This window comes from Micromonospora sp. AMSO1212t (assembly GCF_008868145.1).
Taxonomy (GTDB): domain Bacteria; phylum Actinomycetota; class Actinomycetes; order Mycobacteriales; family Micromonosporaceae; genus Micromonospora; species Micromonospora tulbaghiae.
This window is the reverse complement of the sequence record NZ_WBKS01000039.1, coordinates 26,019-42,246: the sequence shown is the minus strand read 5'-3', so window position 1 is coordinate 42,246 and position 16,228 is coordinate 26,019. Positions and strand designations below refer to the sequence as shown.

Sequence of the window (16,228 nt, the reverse complement as noted above, 5' to 3'; positions counted from 1 at the left end):
CGGCTCGCCGCCGACGTGCTCGGCCTGACCCCGCTGGTGGACCTGCGGCTCGACCTGGGCGAGGGGGCGACCGCGCTGGCCGCGCTGCCGCTGCTGCGCTCCGCGCTGACGCTCGCCGCCACGCTGCTGCCCGGAACGGGGGCGGGCGAACTAAGGTACGGGCATGTCCGTTGACGGGTGGCACACCCTCCTGGTGCTCGGCGGTATCCGCTCCGGCAAGTCCGAGTTCGCCGAGTCACTGGTCGCCGACGCGCCCACGGTCCGGTACGTGGCCACCGCCCCGGCCGGGGACCCGGAGGACACCGAGTGGGCGATCCGCCTCGCGGCGCACCGCGCCCGCCGGCCGGGGAGCTGGAGCACCGAGGAGACCGCGGCGGACCCAGGCCGGCTGGTCGAGGTCATCGCCGCCGCCGGGCCGAACGAGACGCTGCTCGTGGACGACCTGGGCGGCTGGGTGACTGTGCTGCTCGACCCGGCCCACCAGCCCGCCGACGACACCGCGACGATCGCCGAGCTGGCCGCGGCGGTGCGCTCCAGCACGGCCCGGCTGGTGCTGGTCAGCCCCGAGGTGGGTCTGTCCCTGGTGCCCACCACGCCGCTGGGCCGGGCGTTCACCGACGCGCTCGGCGCCACCAACCGCGCGGTCGCCGACGCCTGCGACGCGGTAGCGCTCGTGGTCGCAGGTCAGACCGCGTGGCTCAAGCCGGCCACCCCGGCCCCCGCGCACGCCGTGCCGCCCGCGGCCACGTCGCCCGAGACCGTGCCGGGCCGCGCCGCGGCACCCCGCACCACGCACAACCAGGCCGCGCCGACCCACACCGTGCCGGCCGACCTCGGCGCCGGGGACGTGACGCTGCCCGAGGTGCTCACCCCGGCCGCCGCTCCGGTACCCGCCCCGGCCACGTCCAGCGAGCCCGGTGCGGGCGACTGGGCCGCGCCCACGATGGCGCTGCCGATGATCGCCACCGGTCTGGTCATCCAGCCGGGCATGGAACTGCCGATGCCGGACGACTACACCGGACCGCAGGCCGTCGACCGGCTCGCCACCCTCGACGTCCCGGGCGCCGGACTCGGCGTGCTGGAGCAGGTGGTCGGTTTCGCCGCCGCCACCCAGGGCACCTCGACGCCGCGTCCGTGGGACTCGGTGCGCGTACTGCTGATCCAGGGCGACCACGCGGGCGGCGCGTCGGCCGGCGCGACGCCCGGTGAGTCGGCCCGCCGCGCCCGGCAGGCCCGCGCCGGCCGGGGCGCGCTGGCCCGGCTCGCCGCCGAGAACCGGGCCGGTCTCCAGATCGTCGAGGCGCCCGCCTCGGCGCCGATGGAGGACGGCCCGGCCCTGGCCGCCGACGAGGTCGAGGCGGCGCTGCGCTACGGCTGGCGGCTCGCCGAGCAGGCCGCCGACGCGGGGGTGCAGCTGCTGGTGCTGGCCGCGTGCGGTGCGGGCGCCGAGGCCGCCGCCGCGGCGGTGCTCGCGGCCACCGCGGGCGCGGAGCCGCCGACTGTGCTCGGCCGGGTGGTCACCGAGCAGGGCGAGATCGACGACACCGCCTGGATGGTCCGCTGCGCGGCGGTGCGGGACGCGCTGCACCGCACCCGGCGCTCCGCCCGGGAGGCCAAGGACGTCCTGGCCGAGCTGGGCGGCGGCGACATCGCGCTGGCCACCGGCGTGCTGCTGGGCGCCACCGCCCGCAAGGTGCCGGTGCTGCTGGACGGGCCGGTCGGCACCGCCGCCGCCATGGTCAGCCGCGACCTGGCCGGTCAGGCCCGGCACTGGTGCCTGCTGCCCGACCACGGCGGCCGTCCGGGCGTGCGGCTCGCCGCCGACGTGCTCGGCCTGACCCCGCTGGTGGACCTGCGGCTCGACCTGGGCGAGGGGGCGACCGCGCTGGCCGCGCTGCCGCTGCTGCGCTCCGCGCTGACGCTCGCCGCCACGCTGCCGGTGCACCCGTCGCTGGGCGGCACCGACGACGAGGGCGGCACCGACGACGGCCGCGACGCCGACCGGACCGAGGACGAACCGGACTTCACCGAGCCGGAGCCGGCCGGTCCGGGACCGACCACCGTCGGGGCCGACGAGCCGGTTTACCCCGGCCGACGTGCCGACTGAGGCGCGGCTCGCCGACGGCATCCGGCTGGCGCTCACCACGTTCACCACCGCCCCGGTACGCGCCGGCCGGGTCGACCGGGCCGCCGCCGGCACCGCGATGGCGCTCGCACCGCTGGTCGGCGCGCTGCTCGGCGCCGTACTCGGCGGGGTGCTCCTGCTCACCGGCGCGCTCGCGCCACCCTTCGTCGCCGCAGTGGTCACCGTGGGGCTGGGCGCGCTGCTCACCCGGGGCCTGCACCTCGACGGGCTGGCCGACACCGTGGACGCGCTCGGCTCGTACCGGCGCGGACCGGCCGCGCTGGAGATCATGAAGCAGCCGGACGTCGGCCCGTTCGGGGTGGTCGCGCTCGTGGTCGTACTCCTGCTCCAGAGCGCGGTGCTCGCGGAGCTGGCCGGCCGGGACGCCCTCGCCGCGTTCGCCGCCGTGGTCGCGGCCACCGCGGCCGGGCGGCTCGCCGTCGGCCTGGCCTGCCGGCGCGGCGTGCCCGCGGCCCGGCCGGAGGGCCTGGGCGCGCTCGTCGCCGGCACGGTGGGCCGGGCGGCACTGGCGCTCGGCGCGCTCGCCGTCGCGCTGGCGGCGGTGCCCGCGGTGCCGGACCGTCCGTGGCAGGGGCCGCTCGCCGTGCTCGGCGCGCTCGCCGTCGCGGCCGGGCTCCTCCGGCACCTGGTACGCCGCTTCGGCGGCATCACCGGCGACGTGCTCGGCGCGCTCGTGGAGATCGTCACCACGCTGTCCTACCTGGGACTGGCGCTGACCGGCTGAGCGCCGGCGGTCCGGGCGGGTAGCGTTCGGGGCGAGTGCACCGGCACGGTCGAGGGGGACGGCATGCTCATCACGGACGACTTCCTGCCGGTACCGGTGCCCGAGTCGCTCGACGCGACCTACCTGGTGCCGATCACCGGGCTGCCGAAGGTGAGCCCGAAGACCGCAGTGGAGAGGCTGGCCGGCCGGCTCGCCGAGCCGGTGCACGGGCTGGCCCGGCAGATGCTCGACAGCCCGCTGATGACCGTGGACACCCGTACCGTCGACGAGTTCCCCGAGTTGCCGCCGGACCTGCTCACCGCGTTCGGCGCCACCGAGGAGCAACTGGCCCGGCTGGCCGCCGCCACCCACCTGGTGGTGGTGCAGGCCGAGTACCGGCCCGGCTGGCCGCCCGCGCACGAGTGGGCCGCCCGCGCGGTGGCCGCGGCGGTCGCCGAGACGGTGGGCGGGGACGTGGTGGACGTCTTCGGGCTCCAGTTCCTGGACCCGGCGGCGGCGTTGCGCTCGCTGCCGGACGAGCAGGGCCGGATCCGGCTCGTCGACTGGGTGCTGGTGCCCTACTCCTCGGACTCCGACGGGCTCTGGTTCACCACGAAAGGGCTGCGCCGGTTCGGGCTGCTGGAGTTGCAGGCCCAGGGCGTACCGGACCACCTGACCCGGGCGTGGGGCGCGGTGATGACCGGCGCGGCCCGGCGGCTGCTGCGGGACTGGACCGACGGGCTCACCGGCGAGGAGGTGCCGGCGTTCGTGCAGCTGCCGGTGCTCGCCACGGTGACCGGGCACGACATCGCCGTGGCGTACGGCAATCCGGAGCAGCACGGCGCGACCGCGCCGGTGCTGCTGCGGCTGGAGCTGGACCCGGCCACCGACCCGGACGCCGACTCGTTCCTGAGCCTCAACCCGCCGCCCGGGCACCCGGGCCCGCCCGGCCGCTACTTCGCCGCCGCCTGCGCCACGCTGTTCAACGGCATCCAGCCGGACGTGCGCTACACCCGCACCGGTGACGCGATGAGCCGCGCGGTGGAGACCGCCCGCGCCGCGCTGGGCGACATCCGGGCCCGTTTCCTGGCCGGGCGGCTGCCCGAGGAGAGCCAGCTCGTGGTCAAGTACGGCCTGCCGGGCGACGACGGCCCCGAGTACGTCTGGGCCGGGGTGACCTCGTGGGACACCCCGGAACGGATCGTCGCCGCCAGCGCCAGCGACGCCAACACCGACCCGAGCGTGCGGATCGGCTCCCCCGTGGTGGTGGAGGCGTCGGACGTGGTCGACTGGGCCGTGCTGGACGGCACCGGCGTGCTGGAGGGCGGCTGGACGCAGGCAGTCCTCGACGCCGGGGAACGCGGCGAGGACTGACCCGCGCGGCTCAGCGCACCGAGGGCTTGACGAACGGCGGCCTGGTCAGGCGCATCCGGGCACGGCGGCCACGGATGTCCACCTCCAGCTCCTCGCCGTCGGGCAGCTTCGGGTCGGTGTCGACCAGCGCCAGCGCGACGCCCTGCTTGAGCGTCGGGCTGAACGTGCCGCTGGTGACGGTGCCGACCTGCCGGTCGCCCGCGTACACGGCCATGCCCGGGCGCGGGATGGCCCGGTCGACGGCGGTCAGGCCGCGCAGCGTACGGGCCGGGCCGGCGGCCTTCTCGGCGCGCAGCGCGTCGCGGCCCCAGAACGCCGCCTTGTCCCAGCCCACCGCCCAGCCGGAGCGGCCCTGCACCGGGGTGATCTCCGGGGACAGGTCCTGCCCGTGCAGCGGGTAGCCCATCTCGGTGCGCAGCGTGTCCCGGGCGGCCAGGCCGCAGGCCCGTACGTGGTCGGCCGCGGCGAAGATCGCGTCCCAGACGGCGACCGCGTGCTCGGACGCCACGACCAGCTCGTAGCCCAGCTCGCCGGTGTAGCCGGTGCGGCACACGGTCAGCTCCACCCCGTCCAGGCCGGCGGTGGAGAAGCTCATGTAGTCGTGCCCGGTGGGCAGTCCCAGGGCGTCCAGCAGCTCCGCCGAACGCGGGCCCTGGACCGCGAGCACCGCGTACGCCTCGTGCTCGTCGGTGACGGTGACGCCCTCGGGCGCGGCGGCGCGCAGGCGGCGGGCCACCTCGGCGGTGTTGGCCGCGTTGGGCACCAGGAAGACGTGGTCGTCGGCGTGCAGGTAGGCGATGATGTCGTCCACCACGCCGCCGGTGGCGTCGTCGCAGCAGAGCGTGTACTGCGCCTGGCCGGGGGTGATCCGGCCGAGGTCGTTGGTGAGGCAGGCGTTGACGAAGTCCGCCGCGCCCGGCCCGGTGACCCGGATCTTGCCCAGGTGCGAGACGTCGAACACGCCGACGCCCTCACGGACGGCCGTGTGCTCCTTGAGCACGCCGCCACCGGCGTACTCCAGCGGCATCTGCCAGCCCCCGAAGGGGGCGAACTTCGCGCCGAGCGCGGTGTGCCGCTCGTGCAGCGGGGATCGGCGCAGCCGGGTCTCGGCAGCGTCGGAGGTCACCTCGGTCATGGGTGGCAACTTACCGGCCCGGCCCGCTGTGGTTAGCATCGGCGGGATCCCGTCGGCACGCATCGGCGGGACAGCCACGCCTCCCGGCGGGTAGGTTGCCGCCGGAGACACCTTCATCGCCGGTACGCGACGACGCGGCCGGCCCGGCCCGCCCGGAGTAGCTTTCGTGACATCGCCCCGCACCACCCTCAGCCTGGTCGACACCGACCCCGCCGAACTCGCCGTCGACGCGATCGTGATCGGCGTGCACAGCCAGACCACCGAGCCGGGCAGCGGCGCACCCGCCCACGCCCTGCTGCTGGCGACCGGCGGGGAGAGCATCGCCGCCGCGTTCGACGGAAAGCTGACCGAGACGCTGGCCCTGCTCGGCGCGACCGGTGGCCCGGGCGAGGTGATCAAGCTGGCCACGCTGGGCACGGTGACCGCGCCGCTGGTCGTGGCCGTCGGCCTCGGCCCGGAGCCCTCGGGCGCCGCTCCGGCGCCGGAGTCGCTGCGCCGGGCCGCCGGCGCCGCGGTGCGGGCGCTGGCCGGTGCCCCGCGCGTCGCGCTGGCCCTGCCGCTGCCCGACGACGCCGACGCCCCGGCCGCGCTGCGCGCGGTCGCCGAGGGCGCGCTGCTGGGCGGCTACCGGTTCGCCGGCTACAAGACCAAGCCGCAGCCGGCCCGGCGCGAGCCGGTGGCCGAGGTGCTGGTGGCGGTGCCGGACGCGGCCGACGCGACCGCCCAGGCCGAGATCGCGCGGGCGCAGGCGGTGGCCGGTGCGGTGCGGACCAGCCGGGACTGGGTCAACACCGCGCCGAACGAGCTGCGTCCCCCGGCGTTCGCCGACGTCGTCTCCGCCGCCGCCCGCGAGGCGGGGCTGGAGGTCGAGGTGCTGGACGAGGCGGCGCTGGCGGCCGGTGGTTACGGCGGCATCCTCGCCGTCGGCCAGGGCTCCGAGGCCCCGCCGCGGCTGGTGAAGCTCACCTACACGCCGGACGGTGGCGGCAACGGCAAGCGGGTCGCGCTGGTCGGCAAGGGCATCACGTTCGACACCGGCGGCATCTCGATCAAGCCGGCGCAGGGCATGTGGGAGATGAAGTCGGACATGGCGGGCGCGGCGGCGGTCGGCGCGGCCATGCTGGCGGTCGCGGCGCTCAAGCCGTCGGTGACCGTCACCGGCTACCTGCCGATGGCGGAGAACATGCCGTCGGGCACCAGCTACCGCCCGGGTGACGTGATCAGCATGTTCAACGGCAAGAAGGTGGAGGTGCTCAACACCGACGCCGAGGGCCGGATGGTGCTGGCCGACGCGATGGCGCGGGCCTGCGCGGACGGCGCGGACTACCTGTTCGAGACCTCGACGCTGACCGGCGGGCAGGTGATCGCGCTGGGCAAGCGGATCGCCGGTGTGATGGGCACCCAGGAGCTGTGCGAGCGGGTGCGGGTGGCCGGTGACGCGACCGGCGAGCCGGCCTGGCCGATGCCGCTGCCGGACGACGTGCGCAAGGGCATGGAGTCGGAGGTGGCCGACATCTCGCAGGTCAACGCCGGGATGGACCGGGCCGGGCACATGCTCCAGGGCGGGGTGTTCCTGCGCGAGTTCGTGACCGACGACGTGGCGTGGGCGCACATCGACATCGCCGGTCCGGGCTACCACTCGGGCGAGGCGACCGGCTACTGGACCAAGGGCGGCACCGGCGTGCCGGTGCGCACGCTCGTGCACCTGGTCGAGGACGTCGCCGCCAACGGCTGACCGACTCGTACGAGAAAAGGGCTCCCGGCGTCGCCGGGAGCCCTTTTCCGTGCTCTCAGTACAGCTCGGGGCGGCGCTTGCGGCGCTCGTTGTAGTCGCGCATGCGCTGCGGATAGCCCATCAGCCGCACGTCGTAGATCGGAATGGCGATCCGGTGCGCCCAGCGGCGGGCCTCGTCCGGTCCGCCGACGCGCCGCCGGGTCCACTCGCCGTCGTCGGCGATCAGCATGATCGTGGTCTCGGTGACCGTCGTGCGGGGCTCGATGTACGCCTCGACGCCCTTCCGGGTCCGGACGAAGTTCTCCAGATGGTCCAGATCGGCACGGTCGGCGGCGCGGTCGCGGCTCGCCGGGACCGCCCGCTTGCGTCGTCGGAACAGCCCCACCGAATCCACTCCTCCCCCACGGCCGTCATCGAGAACGGTGCCAAGGGTACGTGTCACCGACGTGTCGTTGGGCACCTCGGTACGCGCCCGGTCCGTGGTGGTGACAAGATGACCGAGGTGGGGTGTGTCTGTTACTCCGCCGTAACCCCCGATGCAGTGACGCGACCTGGGAGTTGGATGTGAGCGAGCCGAACGACACGACCTTCGACATCGTCATCCTCGGAGGTGGTAGCGGCGGCTACGCGGCGGCGCTGCGTGCCGCCCAGCTGGACCTCTCCGTCGCGCTCATCGAGAAGGGCAAGCTGGGCGGAACCTGCCTGCACAACGGCTGCATCCCGACCAAGGCGCTGCTGCACGCCGCCGAGATCGCCGACCAGACCCGCGAGTCCGAGCAGTTCGGTGTGAAGGCCGAGCTGGTCGGCATCGACATCACGGCGGTCAACTCGTACAAGGACGGCGTGGTCTCCCGCCTGTACAAGGGCCTCCAGGGCCTGGTGGGCAGCAGCAAGAAGATCACCTTCGTGGCGGGCGCCGGCAAGCTGGTCGGCAAGAACGTCGTCGAGGTGGACGGCAAGCGCTACACCGGCCGCAACGTCGTGCTGGCCTCCGGCTCGTACGCCAAGAGCCTGCCCGGCCTGGACGTCGACGGCGAGCGGATCATCACCAGCGACCACGCGCTGACGCTGGACCGGATCCCGTCGTCGGCGATCGTGCTCGGCGGCGGCGTGATCGGCGTCGAGTTCGCCAGCGTCTGGAAGTCCTTCGGCGTGGACGTGACCATCGTCGAGGCGCTGCCCCGCCTGGTCGCCGCCGAGGACGAGGAGTCGTCGAAGGCGCTGGAGCGGGCGTTCCGCAAGCGGAAGATCAACTTCAAGGTCGGCAAGCCGTTCGAGAAGGTCGAGAAGACCGACAAGGGCGTGAAGCTGACCATCTCCGGCGGTGACACGGTCGAGGCCGAGCTGCTGCTGGTCGCCGTGGGCCGCGGCCCGAACACCGCCGGCCTCGGCTACGAGGAGCAGGGCGTCAAGATGGACCGCGGCTACGTGCTGACCGACGAGCGGCTGCGCACCAGCGTGCCGAACGTCTACGCCGTCGGCGACATCGTGCCCGGCCTGCAGCTCGCGCACCGTGGCTTCCAGCAGGGCATCTTCGTCGCCGAGGAGATCGCCGGGAAGACCCCGGCCGTGATCGACGAGGCCGGCATCCCGCGCGTCACCTACTGCGACCCGGAGCTGGCGTCGGTTGGCCTGACCGAGGCGAAGGCCAAGGAGCAGTACGGCGCCGACAAGATCAAGACCTACAACTACAACCTGGGCGGCAACGGCAAGAGCCAGATCCTCAAGACCGCCGGCCACGTGAAGCTGGTCCGGGTGGACGACGGCCCGGTGGTCGGCGTGCACATGGTCGGCGCCCGGGTCGGTGAGCTGATCGGCGAGGCGCAGCTCATCTACAACTGGGAGGCGTACCCGGCCGAGGTGGCGCAGCTCGTGCACGCCCACCCGACGCAGAACGAGGCTCTGGGCGAGGCGCACCTGGCCCTGGCCGGCAAGCCGCTGCACGCGCACGCCTGACACGACAACCGCGGCGTCCGGCGACGGGCGATGATCCCACCAGGGGAATGAAGGAGTCTGGAGAACATGCCGGTATCGGTCACCATGCCCCGGCTCGGCGAGAGCGTCACCGAGGGCACCGTCACGCGCTGGCTCAAGCAGGAGGGTGACACCGTCGAGGTCGACGAGCCCCTGCTCGAGGTGTCGACCGACAAGGTCGACACCGAGATCCCGTCCCCCGCGGCGGGCGTGCTGAGCCGGATCGTGGTCGGCGAGGACGAGACCGCCGAGGTCGGCAGTGAGCTGGCGGTCATCGCCGGCGAGGGGGAGGACGCCGGCGCGGCTCCCACCGAGGAGGCCGAGCCGGCCACCGAGCCGACGGCCGCCGCCGAGCCGGGCGCCGAGGCCGAGCAGCCGGCCGTCGAGGAGCCGGCCCAGCCCGCCGCGTCGTCGGGCGAGGGCACGCCGGTGACCATGCCGGCCCTGGGCGAGAGCGTCACCGAGGGCACCGTCACCCGCTGGCTCAAGCAGGTCGGCGAGACCGTCGAGGTCGACGAGCCGCTGCTGGAGGTCTCCACCGACAAGGTCGACACCGAGATCCCGTCGCCGGTCGCCGGCACGCTTCAGGAGATCAAGGTCGCCGAGGACGAGACCGCCGACGTCGGCGCCGTGCTGGCGATCGTCGGGGTGGCCGGCGCCGCGCCCGCGAAGGCGGAGCCGAAGCCCGAGCCCAAGCCGGAGCCCAAGGCCGAGGCGAAGCCGGAGCCCAAGGCCGAGCCGAAGCCGGAGCCGAAGGTCGAGGAGCCGACCCCGGGCGCGTCATACAACGAGCCGGCCGCCGAGACGGAGCAGGCCGCGCAGCCGGCCAAGGCCGAGGCGGCGGCCCAGCCGGCCGCGCCGGCCGCCACGCAGCGCCAGAGCGTTCCGGCCGAGTACGGCGAGGACGCCGCCGGGTACGTGACGCCGCTGGTGCGCAAGCTCGCCGCCGAGCACGGCGTGGACCTGGGCTCGATCAAGGGCACCGGCGTGGGTGGCCGCATCCGCAAGCAGGACGTGCTGGAGGCGGCCGAGAAGGCGAAGGCCGCCAAGCCGGAGCCGGCCGCGGCCGCGCCGGCCGCCAAGGCCGAGGCCCCGGCCAAGCCGGCCGCCAAGCCGGAGCCGAGCGCCAAGCGGGGCACCACGGAGAAGCTGCCGCGGATCCGGGCCACCATCGCCAAGCGGATGCAGCAGTCGCTGCACGAGACGGCGCAGCTGACCACCGTCGTCGAGGTCGACGTCACCAAGGTCGCCAGGCTGCGGGCGCGGGCCAAGGACTCGTTCCAGGCCAAGCACGGCGTGAAGCTGTCCTTCCTGCCGTTCTTCGCGCTGGCCGCGATCGAGGCGCTCCAGACGTACCCGATCATCCAGGCCAGCATGGACCTGGACGGCGGGACGATCACCTACCCGGCCGCGGAGCACCTGGGTATCGCGGTGGACACCGAGCGCGGGCTGCTCGTGCCGGTCATCCACAACGCCGGTGACCTCAACATGGGCGGCATCGCCAAGCGGATCGCCGACCTTGCCGAGCGCACCCGGGCCAACAAGATCACCCCGGACGAGATGGCCGGGGCGACGTTCACGCTCACCAACACCGGCAGCCGGGGCGCGCTGTTCGACACCCCGATCGTGCCGTCGCCGCAGTCGGCGATGCTCGGCACGGGTGCCGTGGTGAAGCGTCCGGTCGTGGTCAACGACCCGGAGCTGGGTGAGGTCGTCGCGATCCGGTCGATGGTCTACCTGGCCATGTCGTACGACCACCGGTTGATCGACGGCGCCGACGCGGCCCGCTTCCTCACCGCGGTGAAGGAGCGGCTGGAGGGCGGCAACTTCGAGGCCGAACTGGGTCTGTAGATCCGAGACGGCGAGGGGGCGCGCGGCGACATGCCGCGCGCCCCCTTCGTCGTTTCCGCGGGTCAGCCGCGCAGGTGCTCCTCGGAGACGGTCCAGAGCTGCTCGGCGGCCTCCGGGTCCCGGGCGTACGCGGCCCAGCCGGTGCGGGTGCCCGGCTGGTTCGGGCCGGCCTCCTGGCAGTCCTCGAAGTACCGGCCGCCGACGCCGTCGAGCAGGGGCGAGGTGGCGACCAGGACCGAGGTCGCCGCGCCCTGCTCGGGGGTCTTGAAGGCGGCCGCGTTGCCGCTGCGCATCCGCGCCAGTTCCTCCTCGCTGATGTAGCGCTGGAGGTTGGTCCGGATCGCGCCCGGCATCAGCGCGTTCGTGTAGATGCCGTCGTCGGCCCAGCGGCGGGTCGCCTCCACCGCGAACAGCACGTTCGCGGTCTTGGACTGCCCGTACGCCAGCCACGGGTCGTACGGGCGCTGCCGGAAGTGGATGTCGGAGAACACCACCGGTGAGCGCAGGTGGGCCGCCGAGCTGACCGAGACGATCCGTGCGCCGTCGGCCGCGGCGAGCGCCGGGCGCAGCCCGGTGGCGAGCGCGAAGTGGCCGAGGTGGTTGGTCGCGAACTGCATCTCCCAGCCCTGCTCGGTGCGCATCTCGGGTGAGGCCATGATCCCGGCGTTGTCGACGAGCATGTGCAGCGGCCCGTCCCAGGTGCGGACGAACGCGGCCACCGAGGCGAGGTCGGCGAGGTCGAGCGGGGCGACCAGGATCCGGTCGCTGCCGGTGGTGCCGGTGATGTCGTCGGCGGCGCGCTGCCCGGCCTCGGTGTTGCGTACGGCGAGTGTGACGTCCGCTCCGGCGGCGGCGAGCGCGCGGGCGGTCTCCACGCCGATCCCGGAGGCGCCGCCGGTGACGACGGCCCGGCGGCCGGTCAGGTCCAGGTCGCGGACCACCTCCAGGGCTGTGGTCTCGGCGGAGAACGGGGTGGTGACTGGTGTCGGGGTTGTCATGGTCCATCCTTGTCGACGGCGACGCGGACCGATGTCCGCCCGCTACGATGAGAAGCGGAGGATCCTCCGTTACTCCGCCAGCATAACCGGAGGGGGCTCCGGTTACCACGGTGCCGGGCCGGCGACCCGGTCGAGGGAGGAGGGCCCGTGCCCGACCGACCGCTGCGCGCGGACGCGCTGCGCAACCGGCAGCGGCTGCTGGACGCCGCGGTCCACGCGTTTTCCCAGGACGGCCCGGAGGTAACGCTGGACCGGGTCGCCAAGGAGGCCGGCGTCGGCATCGGCACGCTCTACCGCCACTTCCCCAGCCGGGAGGCGCTGATCGAGGCGGCGTACCGCAACGAGCTGGAGAAGCTCTGCGACGCGGCGCCGGCGCTGCTCGCGGCCCAGCCCGCCGACGCGGCACTGCGGGCCTGGATGGACCGGTTCGTCGACTACCTCGCCACCAAGCGGGGCATGGCCGACGCGCTACGGCTGGTCATCGCCTCCGGCACCAACCCGTACGCGCAGAGCCGCGACCGGCTGCTCGCGGCGCTCGGCGAACTGCTCGCGGCCGGTGCCGCCGCGGGCGTCGTACGCGCCGACGTGGCCGCCGCCGACGTGCTCGCCAGCCTCAGCGGGGTCTCCCTCGTGGCGGGCGAGCCGGACCAGCGCGCCCAGGCCGGACGCCTGCTCGACCTGCTGATGGACGGGTTGCGTCACCGGCCGGGCTGACCGGAATCGGCCCGCGGCCCGGACCGGCGCTGACAGACTCGGCCGGTGGGCTCGTACGGGTGGCGAGGACGCCTGGGGCCGGCCGTGCCGGTGGCTCCGGGCGCGCGGGTCGACCGGTTCGAGATCTTCTTCGACCTGGTCTTCGTCTTCTCGTTCTTCATCATCACCCGGGCCACCGCGCTCCAGGTGACCGGCGGCGCGCTGCTGCACGCGCTGCTGGTCCTCGCCGTGCTCTGGTGGTCGTGGGTGGTGCACAGCGTGGTCGCCACCCGGGTACGCCTCGGCGAGGGCTTCGTCCCGGTGCTCATGACGGTCGGCATGGCCGCGCTGTTCACGTTCGCGCTGTCCCTGCCGCACGCGTTCCGCGACCCGCGCGGCAACGCGGCCGGCCCGATGGTCGCGGCGCTCAGCTACACCGTCCTGCGGCTGGTGCACCTGCTGCTCTACCGGCACGCCGTCCGGGACAGCCCGAACGAGCGCCGGCAACTGATCCGGTTCGCCCCCGAGGCGATCGGCAGCACCGCGCTGCTGCTCGTCGCCGCACTGCTGCCGCCGAGGATCGACGACCTGTTCTCCGCCGCGGTGCTCCGGGACGTGCTGTGGGCCGGGGTCATCCTGCTCCAGTACGGCACCGGCATCCTCGCCGGCACCTGGGGCTGGGGCGTCGCGTCCGCCGAACACTGGACCGAGCGGTACGACCTCATCCTGATCATCGCGCTGGGCGAGTCGGTCATCTCGGTCGGCGTGGGCAGCAACCTGCTCGGCCAGCCGCCCACCTGGCCGGCCGTGGCGGCGGCGGTGCTCGGCATCTTCTTCACCGCCGCGCTCTGGTGGGCGCACTACGACATGGTCGGCCCGGCCGCCCGGATCGCGTTGCACGCCGCGCAGGACGGTCCCCGGGTGGCGATGGCCCGGGACGCGTACGCGTACCTGTTCCTGCCGATGATCGCGGGCATCATCCTGTTCGCGCTCGGCGCCGAGACGATCGTGCACGGCATCGCCGACCCGAACGTGCCGCCGAGCGAACCGGCGCACGGACCGGGCGTGCCGCTGCTGTTCGGCGGCGTGATCTGCTACCTCTGCGGCAACATGCTGTTCCAGCTCCGCACCCTGCACACGGTGAGCTGGACCCGGGTCGGCACGGTGCTGCTGCTCGGCGTGACCATCCCGGTCGCGGAGCGGGTGCCGGGGCTGGCCGCGCTGGGCATGCTGACCGCGATCACAGTGGGCATGGTGGCCGTCGAGGTGATCGTCTTCGCCGAGGGCCGGCAGGCGCTGCGCAAGCTGGTCTTCGAGGAACGCACCAGCCACGAGGCGCACGAGGCCGCCTGGCGGGCCCGCTGGCACGAGCAACCCGAGGACCGCGACGAGAACGGGTGAACCGCGCTGCGCCTCTCCCCCGCCGACCTGGCCCGCCTCGACGCGGTGTGACGTTCGGCCGTCGGCAGAATCGGCGCGTACGGGGTGGCCGGCGGTCCGGGGCGCGCCGATGCTGAGGCGATGGCGACCTTCTCCGTACAGGCCCATCCCACCGACGCGGCGAGCTGGACCGAGCTGGCCCGTACCGCCGAGGCAGCCGGTTTCGACGCGCTGTTCGCGGCCGACCACCCCGGTGACTGCGCGTCGCCGTTCGTCGCGCTCGCCGCCGCTGCGGCGGTGACCAGCACGCTGGGCCTCGGCTCGTACGTCTCCAACGCCGGCGTCCGGGAGCCGATCCTGCTCGCCGCCGACGTGGCCACCCTGGACGTGGTCTCCGGCGGGCGGGCCCGGCTCGGCCTCGGCGCCGGCCACACGCCGGCCGAGTGGCGGGCCGTCGGGCGCGAGCGCCCGGACGTCGCCGGTCGGGTCCGCCGCTGCGTCGCGGTGGCCGAGGCGGTCCGGTCGCTGCTTGCCGGCCACGAGGTCACTGTGGACACCGAGGAGCTGACCGCGCACTCCGCACGCCTCAAGGAGCCCCGGCCGGTCCAGGACCGGATCCCGCTCACCGTCGGTACCGCCAACTCGACCTTGCTGCGCTGGGCCGGGGCGCACGCCGACGTGGTCGGCCTGACCGGCTTCGGCCGTACCCTGCCCGACGGTCACCAGCACACCGTCCGGTGGCGGGCCGAACAGATCGAGGCGCAGCTCGCGCAGGTGGCGGCCGGCGCGGCCGGCCGGGACACCCCGCCGGTCCTGGAGGCGCTGGTCCAGCACGTCGCCGTGACCGACGACGCCGAAGCGGCCGCCGCCGTGACGGCCGCCGAGACCGGACTCACGCCGACGGAGGTGCTGGCCACCCCGTTCGTGCTGATCGGCACGCCCGACGAGATCGTCTCGGCGGTGGCCGGGCACGAGCGCCGGTGGGGCGTCACCCGCTTCGTGGTACGCGCCGGGGCCGTCGACGCGCTCGCCCCGCTCCTGCCGCGGCTGGCCGGAAAAGAGCTGGACTTCGAGCACACTCGAAAGTGAACACTGTGCGCATGACGACGACACGACGGCTGGGCCGCAGCGGCATCGAGGTCAGCGCGATCGGCATGGGCTGCTGGGCGATCGGCGGCCCGCTCTGGGACGGCACCCAACCACTCGGCTGGGGCGAGGTGGACGACGACGAGTCGGTGCGTACCGTCCACCGGGCCCTCGACCTGGGCGCGACGCTGTTCGACACGTCCAGCAACTACGGCGCCGGGCACAGCGAGCGGGTGCTCGGGCGCGCGCTGGCCGGCCGCCGGGACCGAGCCGTCATCGCCACCAAGTTCGGCTACCCCACCGACGAGGCGACCCGGCAGGCCCTGGGCGAGGACGCCACAGCGGACTACGCCCGGCGCAGCCTGGAGGGTTCGCTGCGCCGGCTCGGCACCGAGCACGTCGACCTGTACCAGCTCCACCTGGGCGGCCTGCCGGTGCCGCAGGCGCTGGACCTCGTCGGCACCCTGGAGGACCTGGTCGCGGAGGGGAAGATCCGGGCGTACGGCTGGAGCACCGACGATCCCGCCTCGGCGCGCGCCTTCGCGGAGGCCGGACCGCACTGCGCGGCGATCCAGCACGACCAGTCGGTGCTGCGGGACAACGCCGCGATGCTCGCGGTCTGCGCGGAGTTCGACCTGGCCGCCCTGAACCGGGGGCCGCTGGCGATGGGCCTGCTCACCGCGAAGTATCAGGACGCACCGACCGCCCGGGGCGACGACGACGTGCGCGGCGTGGCCCCGGAGTGGCTGGACTGGTTCACCGGCGGCGTACCGCGCGCCGAGTGGGCGCAGCGGGTGGCCCGGGTCCGCGAGGCGCTGACCGCCGACGGCCGCACCCTCGCCCAGGGCGCGCTGGGCTGGCTGCTCGCCCGCAGCCCGCACACCCTGCCCATCCCCGGCTGCCGGACCGTCGCGCAGGCCGAGGAGAACCTCGGCGCGCTGGCGTACGGGCCACTGCCGCAGGACGCGTTCGCCGAGGTGGAACGACTGCTCGCCGACCTGCGTACCGCCCCGGCCGACGCCTGACCGCCCGGTCCCGCCGCGGGGCCGTCCGGGTGCACCGCCACGATGTCGAAGGACTTGAGCGACGGCTCGGGCTCGAATGCGCGGCGGGCGTGACGAGTGAGTGATTTCGCTCAACGCATCCGAATCGC

Annotated in this window: 14 protein-coding genes; 11 read left to right on the top strand and 3 right to left on the bottom strand. The window is 74.4% G+C overall.

The features are described 5' to 3' along the window. Nucleotides 1–15: 15 nt before the first annotated feature. The 4 genes from F8279_RS30960 (at nucleotide 16) to F8279_RS13160 (ending at nucleotide 4,223) form a co-directional block, all read left to right on the top strand. Nucleotides 16–174 carry a nicotinate-nucleotide--dimethylbenzimidazole phosphoribosyltransferase gene (locus F8279_RS30960; RefSeq protein WP_225853257.1) on the top strand — a complete coding sequence of 53 codons (159 nt, stop codon included), beginning with the start codon at nucleotides 16–18 and terminating at the stop codon, nucleotides 172–174. Further along, nucleotides 164–2,107: a bifunctional adenosylcobinamide kinase/adenosylcobinamide-phosphate guanylyltransferase gene (locus F8279_RS13170; protein WP_151500073.1), complete on the top strand. Its 1,944-nt coding sequence runs from the start codon at nucleotides 164–166 to the stop codon at nucleotides 2,105–2,107. Before F8279_RS30960 ends, F8279_RS13170 begins: the two co-directional genes overlap by 11 nt. After that, nucleotides 2,097–2,870 carry an adenosylcobinamide-GDP ribazoletransferase gene (cobS, locus tag F8279_RS13165; RefSeq protein WP_091421129.1) on the top strand — a complete coding sequence of 258 codons (774 nt, stop codon included), beginning with the start codon at nucleotides 2,097–2,099 and terminating at the stop codon, nucleotides 2,868–2,870. The genes F8279_RS13170 and cobS overlap by 11 nt, the downstream gene beginning before the upstream one ends. Before the next feature lie 63 nt (nucleotides 2,871–2,933). Next, a complete protein-coding gene (locus F8279_RS13160; protein WP_091421131.1) occupies nucleotides 2,934–4,223 on the top strand; it encodes a DUF2314 domain-containing protein in 1,290 nt (429 codons plus the stop codon). A gap of 10 nt (nucleotides 4,224–4,233) precedes the next feature. Here F8279_RS13160 and gcvT read toward each other — a convergent pair whose 3' ends face one another. Then, a complete protein-coding gene (gcvT, locus tag F8279_RS13155; protein ID WP_192580689.1) occupies nucleotides 4,234–5,358 on the bottom strand; it encodes a glycine cleavage system aminomethyltransferase GcvT in 1,125 nt (374 codons plus the stop codon). A 166-nt stretch (nucleotides 5,359–5,524) separates the two neighbouring features. Between gcvT and F8279_RS13150 the strand changes: the two genes are divergently transcribed. After that, entirely contained in the window at nucleotides 5,525–7,093 is a 1,569-nt protein-coding gene (locus F8279_RS13150) for a leucyl aminopeptidase (RefSeq protein ID WP_091421134.1), read from the top strand. Nucleotides 7,094–7,148: 55 nt separating this feature from the next. On the opposite strand, the gene F8279_RS13145 is transcribed toward F8279_RS13150, so the two are convergent. Continuing rightward, the gene (locus F8279_RS13145) at nucleotides 7,149–7,478 is read right to left on the bottom strand and encodes a hypothetical protein (protein WP_091421137.1); all 330 of its coding nucleotides are present in this window, start codon (nucleotides 7,476–7,478) and stop codon (nucleotides 7,149–7,151) included. A gap of 179 nt (nucleotides 7,479–7,657) precedes the next feature. On the opposite strand from F8279_RS13145, the gene lpdA reads away from it, so the two are divergent. After that, a complete protein-coding gene (gene lpdA / locus F8279_RS13140) occupies nucleotides 7,658–9,049 on the top strand; it encodes a dihydrolipoyl dehydrogenase (protein ID WP_151500071.1) in 1,392 nt (463 codons plus the stop codon). A 66-nt stretch (nucleotides 9,050–9,115) separates the two neighbouring features. Further along, entirely contained in the window at nucleotides 9,116–10,918 is a 1,803-nt protein-coding gene (gene sucB, locus F8279_RS13135; protein WP_151500070.1) for a 2-oxoglutarate dehydrogenase, E2 component, dihydrolipoamide succinyltransferase, read from the top strand. Between the two features lie 62 nt (nucleotides 10,919–10,980). Here the strand turns inward: sucB and F8279_RS13130 are convergent, their stop codons facing one another. Then, on the bottom strand, nucleotides 10,981–11,916 hold the full coding sequence (locus F8279_RS13130) for an SDR family NAD(P)-dependent oxidoreductase (RefSeq protein WP_151500069.1): 936 nt from the start codon (nucleotides 11,914–11,916) through the stop codon (nucleotides 10,981–10,983). A gap of 147 nt (nucleotides 11,917–12,063) precedes the next feature. Between F8279_RS13130 and F8279_RS13125 the strand changes: the two genes are divergently transcribed. From F8279_RS13125 to F8279_RS13110, 4 genes are all read left to right on the top strand, one after another. Further along, nucleotides 12,064–12,630, top strand: a complete 567-nt coding sequence (locus tag F8279_RS13125; protein ID WP_151500068.1) for a TetR/AcrR family transcriptional regulator — start codon at nucleotides 12,064–12,066, stop codon at nucleotides 12,628–12,630. A gap of 45 nt (nucleotides 12,631–12,675) precedes the next feature. Next, nucleotides 12,676–14,010 carry a low temperature requirement protein A gene (locus tag F8279_RS13120; protein WP_151500067.1) on the top strand — a complete coding sequence of 445 codons (1,335 nt, stop codon included), beginning with the start codon at nucleotides 12,676–12,678 and terminating at the stop codon, nucleotides 14,008–14,010. 120 nt (nucleotides 14,011–14,130) lie between these two features. Continuing rightward, entirely contained in the window at nucleotides 14,131–15,078 is a 948-nt protein-coding gene (locus F8279_RS13115; RefSeq protein WP_151500066.1) for an LLM class flavin-dependent oxidoreductase, read from the top strand. A gap of 11 nt (nucleotides 15,079–15,089) precedes the next feature. Further along, on the top strand, nucleotides 15,090–16,100 hold the full coding sequence (locus F8279_RS13110; RefSeq protein ID WP_151500065.1) for an aldo/keto reductase: 1,011 nt from the start codon (nucleotides 15,090–15,092) through the stop codon (nucleotides 16,098–16,100). Nucleotides 16,101–16,228 lie beyond the last annotated feature (128 nt).

Excerpts from the sequence above, each read along its gene's own strand:
- F8279_RS13170 (WP_151500073.1), top strand. The coding sequence starts at position 164 with ATGTCCGTTGACGGGTGGCACACCCTCCTGGTGCTCGGCGGTATCCGC.
- F8279_RS13160 (WP_091421131.1), top strand. The coding sequence starts at position 2,934 with ATGCTCATCACGGACGACTTCCTGCCGGTACCGGTGCCCGAGTCGCTC.
- gcvT (WP_192580689.1), bottom strand. The coding sequence starts at position 5,358 with ATGACCGAGGTGACCTCCGACGCTGCCGAGACCCGGCTGCGCCGATCC.
- sucB (WP_151500070.1), top strand. The coding sequence starts at position 9,116 with ATGCCGGTATCGGTCACCATGCCCCGGCTCGGCGAGAGCGTCACCGAG.
- F8279_RS13130 (WP_151500069.1), bottom strand. The coding sequence starts at position 11,916 with ATGACAACCCCGACACCAGTCACCACCCCGTTCTCCGCCGAGACCACA.
- F8279_RS13115 (WP_151500066.1), top strand. The coding sequence starts at position 14,131 with ATGGCGACCTTCTCCGTACAGGCCCATCCCACCGACGCGGCGAGCTGG.
- F8279_RS13110 (WP_151500065.1), top strand. The coding sequence starts at position 15,090 with ATGACGACGACACGACGGCTGGGCCGCAGCGGCATCGAGGTCAGCGCG.